Origin of the sequence: Neisseria sp. P0020.S003 (assembly GCF_051957095.1) — a bacterium.
GTDB classification, from domain to species: Bacteria; Pseudomonadota; Gammaproteobacteria; order Burkholderiales; family Neisseriaceae; genus Neisseria; species Neisseria subflava.
The window spans coordinates 13,642-28,243 of sequence record NZ_JBQCWU010000014.1 but is presented as its reverse complement, the minus strand read 5'-3'; the positions used below and the strand labels follow the sequence as shown (position 1 = coordinate 28,243).

The 14,602-nt window shown below is 46.3% G+C and carries 11 protein-coding genes; 2 read left to right on the top strand and 9 right to left on the bottom strand.

What is annotated here, in order from left to right; genetic code table 11:
* Together ACTHTQ_RS08305 and ACTHTQ_RS08300 are read left to right on the top strand one after the other, a co-directional pair.
* Positions 1-687: a methionine ABC transporter permease gene (locus ACTHTQ_RS08305; RefSeq protein WP_049329551.1), complete on the top strand. Its 687-nt coding sequence runs from the start codon at positions 1-3 to the stop codon at positions 685-687.
* A 201-nt stretch (positions 688-888) separates the two neighbouring features.
* The gene (locus tag ACTHTQ_RS08300) at positions 889-1,800 is read left to right on the top strand and encodes a MetQ/NlpA family ABC transporter substrate-binding protein (protein WP_003684378.1); all 912 of its coding nucleotides are present in this window, start codon (positions 889-891) and stop codon (positions 1,798-1,800) included.
* A gap of 591 nt (positions 1,801-2,391) precedes the next feature.
* Here the strand turns inward: ACTHTQ_RS08300 and ACTHTQ_RS08295 are convergent.
* The 9 genes from ACTHTQ_RS08295 to truA all read right to left on the bottom strand — a co-directional run bounded on the left by ACTHTQ_RS08295 (position 2,392) and on the right by truA (position 14,425).
* Positions 2,392-3,417: an FAD:protein FMN transferase gene (locus tag ACTHTQ_RS08295; protein ID WP_308186500.1), complete on the bottom strand. Its 1,026-nt coding sequence runs from the start codon at positions 3,415-3,417 to the stop codon at positions 2,392-2,394.
* Positions 3,418-3,536: 119 nt separating this feature from the next.
* Positions 3,537-4,031: a nitrous oxide reductase accessory protein NosL gene (locus ACTHTQ_RS08290; RefSeq protein WP_070632491.1), complete on the bottom strand. Its 495-nt coding sequence runs from the start codon at positions 4,029-4,031 to the stop codon at positions 3,537-3,539.
* Positions 4,028-4,858 (bottom strand): ABC transporter permease, encoded by an 831-nt coding sequence (locus ACTHTQ_RS08285; protein ID WP_003684339.1) that lies wholly within the window; start codon positions 4,856-4,858, stop codon positions 4,028-4,030. The genes ACTHTQ_RS08290 and ACTHTQ_RS08285 overlap by 4 nt, the downstream gene beginning before the upstream one ends.
* A complete protein-coding gene (locus ACTHTQ_RS08280) occupies positions 4,855-5,748 on the bottom strand; it encodes an ABC transporter ATP-binding protein (protein WP_049329549.1) in 894 nt (297 codons plus the stop codon). Before ACTHTQ_RS08280 ends, ACTHTQ_RS08285 begins: the two co-directional genes overlap by 4 nt.
* Before the next feature lie 59 nt (positions 5,749-5,807).
* Complete coding sequence (locus ACTHTQ_RS08275; protein WP_372340627.1) at positions 5,808-7,169, bottom strand: nitrous oxide reductase family maturation protein NosD; 1,362 nt, start codon at positions 7,167-7,169, stop codon at positions 5,808-5,810.
* Positions 7,170-7,367: 198 nt separating this feature from the next.
* Complete coding sequence (gene nosZ / locus ACTHTQ_RS08270) at positions 7,368-9,335, bottom strand: TAT-dependent nitrous-oxide reductase (protein WP_440363629.1); 1,968 nt, start codon at positions 9,333-9,335, stop codon at positions 7,368-7,370.
* 106 nt (positions 9,336-9,441) lie between these two features.
* Complete coding sequence (locus ACTHTQ_RS08265; RefSeq protein WP_440363628.1) at positions 9,442-11,718, bottom strand: 4Fe-4S binding protein; 2,277 nt, start codon at positions 11,716-11,718, stop codon at positions 9,442-9,444.
* 487 nt (positions 11,719-12,205) lie between these two features.
* A complete protein-coding gene (porB, locus tag ACTHTQ_RS08260) occupies positions 12,206-13,267 on the bottom strand; it encodes a trimeric porin PorB (protein ID WP_049329546.1) in 1,062 nt (353 codons plus the stop codon).
* 312 nt (positions 13,268-13,579) lie between these two features.
* A complete protein-coding gene (truA, locus tag ACTHTQ_RS08255) occupies positions 13,580-14,425 on the bottom strand; it encodes a tRNA pseudouridine(38-40) synthase TruA (RefSeq protein ID WP_070632498.1) in 846 nt (281 codons plus the stop codon).
* Positions 14,426-14,602: the final 177 nt, after the last annotated feature.

The following is a 14,602-nucleotide window of genomic DNA, read 5'->3' as shown; positions in this document are numbered from 1 at the left end:
ATGGCAAATTTGACATTTGAAAGTGCTGTTGAGACCATCGTCAGCATGAAGGGCGAAATTATCCAAGCCTTGGGCGAAACCTTTATTATGGTCGGTCTATCGACTACTTTCGCCGTTATCTTCGGTACGATTTTGGGCGTATTGCTGTTTGTGACGTCAAGTCATCAGTTGCACTACAACAAACAGCTGAATTTATTTTTAGACAACCTGGTCAACCTGATGCGCGCATTCCCTTTCGTCATCCTGATGATTGCCATGATTCCTGTTACACGCGCCATCATCGGCACGACCATCGGCCCGGTTGCCGCCTCATTGGTATTGAGCGTATCCGGCCTGTTCTACTTCGCCCGTCTGGTCGAGCAAAACCTGCGCGAAGTGCCCAGAGGCGTGATTGAAGCGGCCTCCGCAATGGGTGCTTCGACCATGAGCATCATCTGTAAAGTGCTTTTAAATGAGGCGCGTGCAGGTATGGTTTCCAGCATTACCGTACTGGCTATCGGCCTTCTGTCGTACAGCGCGGCAGCAGGTATGATTGGCGGTGGCGGTTTGGGCGACCTTGCCATCCGTTACGGCTACTACCGCTATCAAATGGAAGTCATCATCTTCATCGTCGCCATCCTGGTTTTACTCGTTATCCTGATTCAAGGTATCGGCAACAGATTGGCACGCAAACTGGATAAACGTTAAATAAACCAGGCCGTCTGAAATGGACTTACTATTTTTCAGACGGCCTATTATCTATTTAGAACATATTAGGATATATATATTCCAAATAAGTTTACAAAAAACATCCTCATATTTCCAAAATAGATTTACAATCCCTCTTTATTTTGACGGCGGCAGCTTGAGGCCGTCTGAAACCGCTTTATCATCCATCAGGAGCAAAATATGCAAATCAACACATTCTTCAAAACCCTTTCAGCCGCTGCGCTCGCCATCGTACTGGCTGCCTGCGGCGGTCAAAAAGACAGCGCGCCTGCTGCTTCTGCCGCTTCCTCTGCCGACAACGGCGCAGAGAAAAAAGAAATCGTCTTCGGTACAACCGTCGGCGACTTCGGCGATATGGTAAAAGACCAAATCCAACCGGCTTTGGAGAAAAAAGGCTATAAAGTCAAACTGATCGAGTTCACCGACTATGTCCGCCCCAACCTTGCTTTGGCTGAAGGCGAATTAGACATCAACATCTTTCAACACAAACCTTATCTAGACGACTTCAAAAAAGAACACAAACTGGACATTGTTGAAGCCTTCCAAGTACCGACTGCACCTTTGGGCTTGTACCCTGGCAAACTGAAATCTTTAGACGAAGTGAAAGACGGTGTCAGCGTTTCTGCACCTAACGACCCATCTAACTTTGCCCGTGCATTGGTTATGTTGAACGAATTGGGCTGGATTAAACTGAAAGCCGACGTTGATCCGCTGACTGCTTCTAAAAACGATATTGCTGAAAATCCAAAAAACATCCAAATCGTAGAACTTGAAGCCGCCCAACTGCCACGCAGCCGTGCCGACGTTGACTTTGCCGTCGTTAACGGCAACTACGCCATGAGCAGCGGCATGAAACTGACTGAAGCCCTGTTCCAAGAGCCAAGCTTTGCCTACGTTAACTGGTCTGCCGTCCGCACTGCCGACAAAGACAGCCAATGGCTGAAAGATGTAACCGAAGCTTACAACTCTGACGAGTTCAAAGCCTACTCACAAAAACGCTTTGCCGGTTACAAATATCCTGCTGCATGGGGTGAAAATGCAGCTGCAGGTGCTCAAGCCGAAGCTGCTTCTACTGCTTCTGCAACCAAATAAGTAACTTTTTGAAAAAGGCCGTCTGAACATTCAGACGGCCTTTTTCTATTGATTATCTATTCCCAAAGCTTGAAACAAGTTTTTTGATTAACGCCAAATACTTACACAATTCCCTTTTTAAACCAAATCAATATGTTTTAAAAAAGTTCAATAAGGAATCATGTTTTTATTCAATATAATCAATCACTAAATGAATTATTCTACTTTTTTATAATATTCACTAGTAATGTTCCGCTTATCCTGATATTATACCGCTCATCTAAAGACATCCGGTTATCTGCATTAAAGACCGTTCATCTGAATTGCTTCAAACCACTTTGTCGGATTTTCCTATAGTATGTTGTGTTTCTCCGTATCGAAGGGGTTTGAGCGGTCGAAATACCGTATTGCTTAGATATTAAAGCTTCGTGCTTTGAAATGAGTGAATTTTTGTTTTAAGTGTCGTAATCTCTTGCTAATTACTCCCAGCTGCAAGAGTTTCAGGGTTGCCCCCTTGGGCAGCCCTTCTTTTTTATCTTCCATTTTTTCAGCAATCAAGCCTTCCCTGCCCTATACACATAGTCAAAATCGCAGGCAAGGCCGCCCTTCTCCTCAACTTCCAATCTTCTTCAATTCATTATTCGGCATCACCAGCCAAACCTGTGCCTTTTTAACTTGAGCCGCAGTACGGATGGCCGCCTCATCCATAATGGAGAACGCTGTAGAAAAGGCATCGGCAACCGCCGCACTCTCCGCCATGACGCTCATGCTTTTATAACGCGGTTGGCTTCCGCCTGTACGAGGATCAAAAAGATGGGTAAATTTGCCAGCTTCGTCCATTACCGTGCCATAGCCGCCCGATGTGGCAAAGGCTTGGTTTTTCATGGCAATGGTGGTCAGGATCTGGTCTTCTTGGTCGGGATTGCGAATGCTGACATTCCACTCGCGCCGGTTGGCATTATCAAAGCCGTAAATTTCCCCCATATCAATCAATGCCTGGGTAACGCTTTGCTGCTTTAACAATTCGACTACTTTATCAGTGATATAGCCCTGCGCAATGCCGTTGAGCGACAAGCCCATGCCTTTTTGGGCAAAACGGATTTCTTTGGTATCAAAATCGATTTTGTTGAAATCCACTAATTTGAGCGTGTCTTTGATACTGCGTTCGGATGGCGGCGTTTCGGTTTTGGGGTTTCGCCTGAAATGGTCGGCATACAGATTCCACAATGGCTGAATGCTGGGATCAAATGCACCCTGCGTCAGCTGATGGATATCTCGGCTGATGCTGAGCAGCTGCAAAAAATCGGATGGCGGATTTTTCAGACGGCCTTCTCGGTTTAAACGGCTGATCAGGCTGTCGTCCCGATACAGGCTGAATATTTTTTCCAATCGTGAAACTTCCGCCAATACTTTGTTGACCAGTATTTCCGCCTGCTTGCGCTCAACGCCGAACAACCGCAATTCCGCGCCCGAACCCAATGCAATGCCTCTCCAAATAACTGGCTGCTCTTCTTGATTCTGGCTGGCCGAATGAGTCGGCTGATTGGTTTTGCGGCTGATGGCAAAAGGAATGCCAACACCGGCGGCAAATGTGGCGGCGATGGCAAGGAAACGGCGGCGCGTTAAAGGGGTGGACATAAAGTATTCCTTGGATTTTTTATCTTTACATTGAAAGCCGCATTCATTAAATCATCAATCGGCAGCTTCCAACACAAAGGCCGTCTGAAACTGTTTCAGACGGCCTTTTATTGATTGTTTTATTTGAAAATGTATTCGTCGGGCATCTCTGCAAAACCGACTACTCTGCCGCCTTTTTCTTTGGAGAATTTTTCAGCCTGAGCCTTGTCGGCAAACGGAAGCGCGTCTTCTGCACCCATGCCGCCGATAAAGCTGCTTTCGATGACATAATAGGCTTTTTTCGCATCTATCCATTCGGCGTCGGCATTGGGTTTTTCCCAATCTTTGACTTTACCCATATCGGTAACATAGATGGCATTAATACCTTTAGGCTCTTCAGGCAGCTTGGTGTAGCCGAACATCTGCTTGATGGTGGAAAACCAAACCGGTTTGTCAGGTTTGCCGTTCAAGAAGATTTGCGCTTTAGGACCGTTGTGTTCGGTCAAATTCATGCTGCAGTAATGACCGACTGCGCTGTCGCTGATTTGTTGGGGCGCAGGCGGAGGAGTATTTTCCTGTTTGCTACAAGCAGATAAAGCAAGGATGGTGAATGCTGTAAATAATATTTTTCTCATATTTGTCTCTTTCCGAAAATCCAGGCGGCTAAGACCAAGGGAATGATAACCCATAATACCTGCGCCGTCAGCAAAACCGGCATAGTCAGGCTGATTTGATCGCTCAAACCGGCCATACCTGCGTACATGGCGGTGTTTTCATAACCGGTCAGGTTGAGCAGACGGTAAATGTCGGAAGGATTGAACAAGAGAATGGTTTCCACAACAGGCGCGGTAATGACTTGTTCAGTATCGGCAACCAAAATACCCAAAAGCGCCATATCGAAAATCACCACAAAAAACAGCCATACGCCGATGGCGATACCGGCGGCGGTACCGCGTTCTTTGACTTTCGCGCTGATCAAATAACCCATAGACAAAAAAGCTGCACCAAGAATCACACTGGCAACAATCAGGAGGGCAAAAGGCTTCCATGCGGCAAGGTCAAAGCCGCCGTTGGCAAGCTGGAGGGTAATGCCCGCCAATCCGTAGCCAGCCGTGGTGGCAAGGGCAAGGATGATGAGATGGCCGATAAATTTGCCGGCAAGGATTTGGTTGCGCGAAATCGGATAGCTCAACAACAGCGCCATCGTGCCGCGTTCGATTTCGCCAATCAGCGCATCATAAGAGAGCAACATCGCAATCAGCGGAATCAGGAAAATCGACAGACTGGAGAGGCTGACAACGGTAACGGTCAACGGATCGACTTTGACTGTGCCGGTGGGCGAGCTGCCCAGGAAACCCAATGACAGGGCAAGCGCGGCAAGCAGGAGTGCGGCGGCGAGGACCCAACGGTTGCGCAGGCTGTCGCGGACTTCTTTGCCGGTAATAATCCAAACGGGGTTCATACGTCTTCCCTTTTTAAGAATTGTGCGTACATATCGTCAAGTGTCGGGGTATGGATATCGATATAGGCAAGGTTGCCCAAATCACCCAATTCGCTCAAAAGTCCCATACGTTCTTCGGCTTTACATTGCGCTTTATACGACAGGCCGTCTGAAAGCGGCTGCCAACGCTCGCTCAACGGGCGCGCTTCTTTTAAACGGACATTGACGGTCAACGGCAAACCACTTTGGACATGCAGCTCATCCATGCTGCCATCGGCAACTTTCACGCCATTTTTCATGACGATAATGCGGTCGGCGTGGCCATCGAGTTCGGCAAGCGCGTGCGTGCTGAGCAATACGGTTGCACCGCGTCCATTCAGCTCGCGCACGACTTCGTAAAACATTTGGCGTGAAGCCGGATCAAGGCCCGTGGTCGGTTCGTCAAACAATAAGACTTTAGGCTCGCCCAATAAGGCTTGTGCCAAAGCGAGACGTTGGCGCATACCTTTGGAGTAAGTGCTGACACGGCGGCGTGCCGCTTGAGAAATGCCGACGCGTTCCAACAACTCACGGTTTTTACTCAAGGGCTGTTTTTTCAGCTTGGCATAGAAATCCATGGTTTCAATGCCGGTCAATGAAGGATGAAGCGCGACGGTTTCAGGCAGGTAGCCGATTTGACTGCGAAGCAGTGCGCCTGCCTTGCTGCCGGTACGCTCGCCCAGTAACATGACTTCACCTTCGGTCGGCGTAATCAGACCGAGTATCAGCTTCATGATGGTGGATTTGCCTGCACCGTTATGCCCTGCCATGCCGACGCTTTCGCCTGCTTTGAGGACTAAATCGACTTGGTTGACGGCTTTTTGACTGCCGAATTGTTTAGTCACGTTTCTTAATTCGACGTGGTTGGTCATGAATAATTCCTTTGTGCCGTTTCAGACGGCCTCATTCAAAAGGCCGTCTGAAAACATGTTTAATTCAAAGATCCGTTTTCGGCATTACTCCAATTGGATTGGCGCGTATTGGCTTCGTGCAACAGCTCATCCTTCATGGCTTCGTATTTGGTACTTGTTTTGTTGCTGATCGGTTTCATCAATGGCTTACTGTCGATGACGCCGCCCGGCAAAATAGCGGGGAACTGTGATTGCGCCCATTTGACAATACTGACGGCAGGACTGTTCATCAGCAAACGGGACACAGGAGCGCGCCAAATGATTTGATCGATGATGCCGTTCGGTCGATAGGCGTTGTCGCCAAAACCATCGCCATCAAGATCGAATGCGCTGTTGTCGCTCCAATAATTGCCTCGTCCGCCCTCTCCCCAATCAAGGAAACGGGTGCTGACGTATTTGACTTGGCTTTCGTTGTTGATAAACGAATTATTGAACAGGCTTGTGCCTTCAATGGCCGCGGTAAAGTGAATACCGATTTGACAGTTTTCAAAATGGTTGTCAAAAATTTTATTGAAGTTGGCGTTATAGGCGAATACGCATTTACCGGCTTTGTTGATAATATTGTCGTTAATATCGGAATAGTTGACGTAATTGAGCATGATACCTTGGTCACGGCTGCCCACGGCGATATTGCCATACACTTTAAGACGCTCTGAGAACATCAACACATAACCCATATTGTTGCCAACGGAGATGTTGTTGCTGACCTCGCTGTCGTTGGTGTACATATAATGTACTGCAAAACGCAAATCGCTGAAACGATTGCCTTTATAAGTATTGTTTGTACTGGTATTGGAGAAAATACCGTCACGGCCTTTGGAAATATCGTTGTCGACTACTTGCGCACCCGGCGCATTCCAAACCGTTACGCCATTGCCGCGCTCATTCACGCGCAATGTAGCTTCCCCGACAATCTTATTTTCGCGCACCATCGATTCTGCCGCTCCATGGATGTACACGCCGACAGAGTTGTCCAAGACATTATTGTGTTCAATCAATGCGCGCGGAGCCGTCTCCTCAAGATAAATCCCTGCATCCATGGCCGGCAGGCTCAAGCCTGAATTGGAAACAGTCAGATTGCGCAGGGTCACGTCAGGTGCATGAACGGCAATGGTACGCCCGCTCCTGTCGCCAATAATCTTGGCGGAGCGGTCAGTCGGCCCTTCAATGGTAATCGGTTTGTCGATATAGAGTTTGGTCTTGTATGTACCGGAGGCAAGCTTGAGCGTATCGCCGGCTTGGGCGCGCGCTAAAGCATCATTGAGATTGTCTTGTGCAGATACGTTAATGACTGCGGCAAAGGCCGTCTGAACCATACTGCCCAACAGCAATACGAATGCGGCACGTTGCCATTTGGAACGATGGGATGGTGTATGCGTCATAATCATATCTCAATTTCAGACGGCCTGTTTTCTACATGATAAACATATGCAGAAACAGGTATTTTGATGTTATAGCAAAGCTGTCTGATGATGGTTTATATTTCATTGACATATTGACTGACAAACAGCTTTGCTATAAAGGCCGTCTGAAAGAATGTCTTTTCAGACGGCCTAAAGGATTAAATCATCAAACCAAAATTATTTTGGTTTAACAATCATTTGGCCTGACATTTCCATGTGCAATGCGTGGCAGAACCATTGGCAGTAGTACCAGTGTACGCCTGGACGGACTGCTTTGAAGGTTACAGAAGATGTCGCTTGCGGGCTAATCTCCATAGCGATACCGTAGCCTTCCAAAGTGAAGCCGTGAGTCAAGTCCTCAATAGTCTCAACGTTGGTCACGTATACGGTCACTTCGTCGCCTTGGTTCACTTCAAATTGAGGGATACTGAATGCAGGCGCAACGGCAGTCATGTACACGCGTACTTTGTTGCCTTCGCGTACGACTTTAGCGGCTTTTTCCAACTCAACGCCGTCTTTTTGCGCTTGTTCCAAAGCATCTTTCCAGAACCATGGGTCTTTGCGGTCCCAAGTTTTGCTTGGGTTCACTTTGGAAGCGGAAACCAGACAGAAGTCGTGCGGTTCTGCAAAAGTCGGGTTGTCGTGAACCAGACGCATTTCATCGCCGGAGATGTCGATCAATTGGTCACACTCAGGTTTCAGAGGACCTGCGTTCAGGAAACGGTCTTTGGAGAATTTGTTCAAAGACACCAACCATTTACCGTCGGCTTCTTTGGTTTCGCCCATGGTAGTGTGGTTGTGGCCAGGTTGATAGTGAACGTCCAGTTTTTGTTTGATCGGATCGATTTTCTCGCCTTTGTAGGCTTTAATCGCATCATCGATGTTCCATTTCACCATTTGGCTGTCGATAAACAATGTTGTATAAGCATTGCCGCGACCGTCAAATGCAGTGTGTAAAGGGCCAAGACCCAGTTGAGGCTCAGCTACGACAACATCGCGCTCTTTGATTTTGCCTGCAAACAAATCGTCCAGTTTGCTGACATCCAATACGGTAACGGTTGGAGACAGTTTACCGTTGAGCATGATGTATTTGCCGTCAGGGCTTGCGTTACAGCCGTGAGGAGAGTTAGGCACAGGGATGTAGCGGGTGTATGGAGAGTTGGCTTCTGCACGGCCGTCCAACATTTTCACGCCGTTAACTTCTTTGAAGTCGCCTTTTTTGATGCCTTCTTCGATAGCAGCCAGGTTAAATACTACACACCAGTCTTGCTCGTTAGAAGAAGCACCTTGTACAGTCAGAGCGCGCTCAGAGTTATAGCAGGTAGAGAAAGAGTATTTACCTTGGTAGTCGGCATCGCCGTTGTCCAAGTTACCGTCTACCAAAACTTGCCATGCGATCTCCATGGTTTCGCCGTCAATTGCGGTATAAACGGCATTCCAAGTTTTCGCATCATCCCATTTACCTACGCCGTCAACTGGAACAATGTGTTCACCGTTGGCAAAAACGTAACCGGTTTTCGGATAACGTTGCGGACGCAGACCGTGGATACCTGAAGCATTAGGAATATCGATGATTTTATCGGTTTTCATTACATCCAAGCGAACGCGGCAAACACGGGTGTTTGCTTTATCGTTGGCGTAAGCATAACGACCATCGTAAGTTTGGTCAGTGAAAGACAAGTGTGGGTGGTGCAAGTCGCCGTTAGGGTAGCAACGCAAACCGCTGTCTTGCAAGAATTTACGGGTTTCTTCGGTAATATTTCCGTTGAGGACTTTCAAGCTCTCATTGGTACGACCCCAACCGGTAGCGCTGTCCATATTGAATACAGGGATACGCATCAGTTCGCGCATAGACGGCAAACCGATCAAGCGCATTTCGCCTGATTGACCGCCTGAGAGGAAACCGTAGTATTGGTCAAGTTCACCTGGACCCACTTCGGAAGTCATTTTGCCCGGCTCGGCAGAATGAGCAGCTGCTTTTTCAGCAGGAGCTGCGCCAGAAGCGGCAGCTTTGTCACCCTCACCGTTAGAGCAACCGGCCAAGCCCAACAAACCGGCACCGGCAATACCTGCACCGGAAGCAGCGGCAGTACCTAAGAATGAACGACGGCTTAAGCCGTTTTGTTCTAATTTTTCGTCTGACATACGACACTCCTTGGATAAAATCCGGCGGCCGATTTTTTTCAGACGGCCTACCGATGAAAAAATTTCTAAGTCGGGCTGCCGATACAGCCCTCTTTTTTATAAATAACTACTTATCAACACTAATTGCCGATTCTTTTTTAACAAACTGAACAACTTGTTCTTGAGCCTTTTGCGTTGCTGCCGCATCATGCTGCTCAGATTTTGCCGCCGCTTGTTTTTGTTTTTTCTTATTCGTTGCCACTACTTGAGGACAACGCGTATCGTGGTGATACATTACCTGGCAATGCAGGCATTGGATACATTCGTTCGGATGAATATCGCCTTCTGGTGCAATGGCTTGTACTGGACATTCATGCGTACAAATCTGACAAGGGTTGCCACACATTTTATAGCGGCGCAACCAGTCAAACACACGGAATCGACCCGGCAATGCGATACCCGCACCCAAAGGACACAGATAACGACAGAAGAAACGTTCGATAAACAATCCGGCAATCAGCAAAGCTGCAGCAAACAATACAAACCACCATTCGCGCATAAACTTCAGAATAATTGCGGTTTTGAAAGGTTCAACTTCTGCAAATTTTTCAGCAGTGCCCAAGTCGTACAGGGAAATAGCCAGCAAACCGAAGAAGATGACGTATTTAATGGCTGTCAGGCGCGTATGCAACAGATATGGCACAGTAATTTGTTTTACGCCCAGTTTTTTAGCAACGCGATTGGTCAACTCCTGCAACGAACCGAAAGGACACAGCCAGCCGCAGAACGTACCCCTGTTCCACAACAGCATGGTCGCCGCTGTAAAGAGCCACAGAATGAACACCAGCGGATCCATCAGGAAAAATTCCCAGTGGAACTCAGTCAAAATTGCGGAGAACAAGGTCAGCGTATTGACAACCGATAATTGTGCTTGCGCATACCAACCAATATAAACCAAGGTAAATGTCAAGAAGCATAGGCGGAAACGGTCATACCATTTTTCGTAACGTACAATCCAGTCTTGGAATAGGAATACCAACAGGAGAATTGTCAAAGCAATACCGACAACAATAATTTGACCTTGTTTAGCTTTCCAAACCTGTTTCCAAAGTTGGTTGGAAACACCATCATCACCGGCAGTCGCATCTTCGGCAATACCAGTACTTTCAGGAGCTGAAGCTACAGCCGCAACTTGCTCAACCGGCGCGCTGATTTCAACAGGTGGTGCTTTTGGATCATCGACATAGTAGCCTTTTGGCAATTCGTAATCCAAATCTGCAGTTACGAAAGCTTTATCGTTAACGCTCAACACACGTTGAATCATCAGTTGTAAACGCCATGGCTCGGCAGCATCAAATTCCACACCTTCGGGGATAGTAAACCAAGAAACCTCTTTGAATGCAGGCGCACCTTCCGCTGCCAAAGTAACCACACGCTCATGTTGTGCATCGGTAAAACGGAAGCTGGTATCGCCCTGAATCATTTCGATACGGTCGAAGATACCGCCACGCACATAGCCTGAGCCTTTCCAAGAGTATCGGCCTTCACCGGCAACCATAATTGCCTGTTGACCTGGTTGCAAACGTTTTTGCAGATTATTCCAACCGGCTTCACCTAAAAGGCTTTTACCGATAGAAGGTTGGCTGACCAAAGCAACATATAAATCAACGAATGTATCGTTACCATCGCCCTGCTCTGCATGATCTGCAACACCGGCTTTACCGCCTTTTTCAAACAGTTTGTTGATATCGTCAACAGAAATATGCAGATGACCAACAGCTTTTTGTTCTAACAACGCATTCCAAGACTGAATGTCTTGTTTATCAGGATTCACAGCACGACGGGGACGGGTTTGAACCGCAGGCTCATTTGCAGCCTGCTCACCAGAAGCGGCAGCAGCACCGGCTTGAGTCGCTTTATCAGTACCCAAATGATATTGATGAATAACCGATTTGACAGAACGCTGAATACTGTCGTTAATCACCATCAACGTTACAGTCGCACCACTGATGATATCCGCGGGAGCCACGCCAGGCTGCGGAGGATTTTTAATAAAATTTAAGCCAATATATTTATCAATGAATTTATCGACTCGGGATTGCGGAATACCGATCAGCATAATTGGTTCATGGTGCTCAACCAATTTTGCTCCCGCAATAGTGCCATCATTGGCCAATGCAACCATCGTATCAATCGGCTTACTCGAATAACCACGCGTATTGACCACATCAGTCGTGATATAAACCAAACCAAGCTGTTCTTCGCCTTTATATACACGAGCAACCAAAGGCTTACCTTCAGGTTTGCCGTAGCGATCAGCACCAGGAAAAATTTCAGAAGGCTGAATTTTTGCCAAGAAATCAGGCAAGCGCTCCGCGTAAGCAGGCAGGCTTACTATCATCATAGAAAACACAGCAAAAAGCACAAGGATTCGTTTCCAAATGCCACTTAAGCACTTCATTTCAAGACAGGACATGGCTATTCCCGATATATCGATACTCTAAACACTAATATTATATGAATCATCTATCGGCAATAATTTGATTAAAATCAAATTCACAAATCTTAAAACCAAATTCTACATGCTAATAATACTTTAGAACTATAAAAATAAATCTTTTATTAGTAGACATGAAATATAGGAAAATCAACTTAATCCAATGACCATCTTTATATCGTTAACTTATTTATAATAATACTCAAAACAATTCCTAAAATTTCATTTAGCATATATTGAATAAAATATAACCTGACTTGAATTTTCATAGGCCGTCTGAAAACGAATATCGAAGATACTTTAACCTGCCCCTGCAATGACAAAATACATTTCTTGCAAAAACAAAAAGAGCCTGTATAAAACAGGCTCTTTTTCAGACTAATCTTAAGTCAGATTAGAATTTGTGACGCAGGCCAACAGTACCAGCAGTTTTCTCGTATTTATTGTCGCCTTTACCTTCTTTCAACCAACCGGCAGACAGCAAGGCAGAAGTGCGTTTAGAGAAGTCGTAGTCGGCACCAACGATAACTTGGTTGTAAACGCTGTTCTCTTGTTTCACGCCTTCTTCTTTAGCTTTGAAACCGTGAGCGTAAGAAACACGAGGAGTTACGTTACCGAAGCGGTAAGCCGCAGTTGCACCAACTTCAACACGTTCGTTTTTCTTAGCATTTGCGACATCTTTTTTGAAGCCTTCGTATTGACCTACAACAGCAACCATCAGGTTGTCAGCATCGTAACCAGCAGTCAGACGGTGTGCTTGGTGATCTTTGTAAGTACCAGCAGTCAAGGTAGTGTTGCCGTTGAATGTATCCAAGTAGCCAGCATCCAAGACAGCATGTTTAGCGAAAGAACCAGCGTAGCGACCGAAGAAGCCAGAGTTTTCGTAGTTCAGACCCAAATCGTAAGATTCACGGCTTTTCACAGCGTGATCGTATTTATCGCTAGGATTAGCATTGTCGCGAGGTTGGTATTGTACGCTTGCGCTGAAACCACCAAACACAGGAGTATCGTAACGTACAGATACTTTGCGACCATCTACACGTTTGATTTTACCCAGTTGCAGAGTGTCTGCGTTAGCATCACTAGACTCCCAAGGGTCGAAGCTGTCGCTGCTTTCGTTCAGAGCAGTATCCAAGTTACCGACACGAACTTTACCGAAACCACCTTCCAAACCCAAGAAAGATTCACGGTTTGCGAAACCAGAGTCACCACCGGCGATAGAAGTTCTTTGTTCAACTTGCCAGATAGCATTCAGGTTGCTACCCAAGTGTTCGTGGCCTTTGAAACCGATACGAGAGCCGAAGTCAGCAATCTCAGTAGCAGTTTTAGAAGAAGTCTTACCCTCTTTTACTTTAGAAACTTCCACGCCAGCTTTGATTTGACCGTACAGAGTTACATCAGCCATAGCTGCAACAGGCAAAGCCGCCAGAGTCAGGGCAATCAGGGATTTTTTCATTGCTGTATTCCTTTTCTATTGTGAAGAAATAACTTAAGCAGACCGGATAATCCGCTTAGGCTTACTTTATCGCTGGAATCAGCGATTCCATGACTGTCACTATAATTGTTCCTCTCTAAAAAAACAAACTTTATTCAACTCCCCCCACTACCGCAGAAACCAAATAAAGGTAGAGACAACCCCAAAAGTAGAAATTTATTATTTAAAATCAATGATCAATTTATTCAAAACCAATATTTGCACTTTTACAACACTTTATCAGTTTACACATCAATCACGCTATTTTGTTGCTTTTATACCAACAATCCACAGCTAGACCGTCTGAAAACCATTACCTAGAACGCTCATCCACTCGGGCAACGATAGCTGCGTCACTCCAAACTCATCAGGATAATCAACACCTGTTAGATACAGGCCATCAGACATAAAAGTTGGCGGAGCCTTCAATCTACTTTTTGCATGAAAGACCGACTCAAACTCATCCACACTGATTCTGCCACTACCCACATATACCAATGCACCCATAATATTGCGTACCATATGATGTAAGAATGCGTTCCCATGCAAATCAAGGCACAGATAGCGAGAAGTTCCACTAATCTTTGTACTATATAGTGTCTTTATAGGAGACTTCGCCTGACATTCAGCCGCTCGAAAGCTAGAAAAGTCATGTTCTCCCTCCAATAAGGCAGCAGCCTGCCTCATCAGATTCAAATCTAATTTCAAATGTGTCCACCCTACTCTGCCAACCAATAATGGAGAACGAACCGGTGAGGATTCCAATAAATAACGATAATGGCGGCCATAAGCATCAAATCGGGCATGAAAATGAGATGCAACTTTTTGCGCAACCAATACAGCAACACCATCAGGCAAATGCGCATTGACACCCCGCACCCATGCTTGCTCAGGACGGCTTACTGATGTATCAAAATGCACTACCTGGGCAGTTGCATGCACACCTGTATCCGTCCTTCCCGCAACAATAGTATTAATTTGCTCCCCTGCTATTGAAGACAACGCCTGCTCTAAGGCCGTCTGAACAGTTGGCAAATCTCCAGCCTGTTTTTGCCAACCATAAAAACGGCTACCGTCATAAGAGAGGGTCAAAGCCCAACGCTGCATCAGATGCCCTGTTGTATTTGCTTGTTCAGTCATTTCTTATACTTCTTGTAAATTGATATTGTTGCCTACACTCAGGTAACCAATATTAAAAAGGCGTGATCAACACACGCCTCTCATGTATTTCAGACGGCCTTTATCTTCAACCATCATATAAAGCTGAAATCTTACCCAACCAATCATAGACTCAGACAAAATCTTGCTTTTTAATTT

What these genes read in the sequence shown, in the direction of transcription:
- ACTHTQ_RS08305 (WP_049329551.1), top strand. Translation starts at nt 1, where the DNA reads ATGGCAAATTTGACATTTGAAAGTGCTGTTGAGACCATCGTCAGCATG.
- ACTHTQ_RS08300 (WP_003684378.1), top strand. Translation starts at nt 889, where the DNA reads ATGCAAATCAACACATTCTTCAAAACCCTTTCAGCCGCTGCGCTCGCC.
- ACTHTQ_RS08295 (WP_308186500.1), bottom strand. Translation starts at nt 3,417, where the DNA reads ATGTCCACCCCTTTAACGCGCCGCCGTTTCCTTGCCATCGCCGCCACA.
- ACTHTQ_RS08290 (WP_070632491.1), bottom strand. Translation starts at nt 4,031, where the DNA reads ATGAGAAAAATATTATTTACAGCATTCACCATCCTTGCTTTATCTGCT.
- ACTHTQ_RS08285 (WP_003684339.1), bottom strand. Translation starts at nt 4,858, where the DNA reads ATGAACCCCGTTTGGATTATTACCGGCAAAGAAGTCCGCGACAGCCTG.
- ACTHTQ_RS08280 (WP_049329549.1), bottom strand. Translation starts at nt 5,748, where the DNA reads ATGACCAACCACGTCGAATTAAGAAACGTGACTAAACAATTCGGCAGT.
- ACTHTQ_RS08275 (WP_372340627.1), bottom strand. Translation starts at nt 7,169, where the DNA reads ATGACGCATACACCATCCCATCGTTCCAAATGGCAACGTGCCGCATTC.
- nosZ (WP_440363629.1), bottom strand. Translation starts at nt 9,335, where the DNA reads ATGTCAGACGAAAAATTAGAACAAAACGGCTTAAGCCGTCGTTCATTC.
- ACTHTQ_RS08265 (WP_440363628.1), bottom strand. Translation starts at nt 11,718, where the DNA reads ATGATGATAGTAAGCCTGCCTGCTTACGCGGAGCGCTTGCCTGATTTC.
- porB (WP_049329546.1), bottom strand. Translation starts at nt 13,267, where the DNA reads ATGAAAAAATCCCTGATTGCCCTGACTCTGGCGGCTTTGCCTGTTGCA.
- truA (WP_070632498.1), bottom strand. Translation starts at nt 14,425, where the DNA reads ATGACTGAACAAGCAAATACAACAGGGCATCTGATGCAGCGTTGGGCT.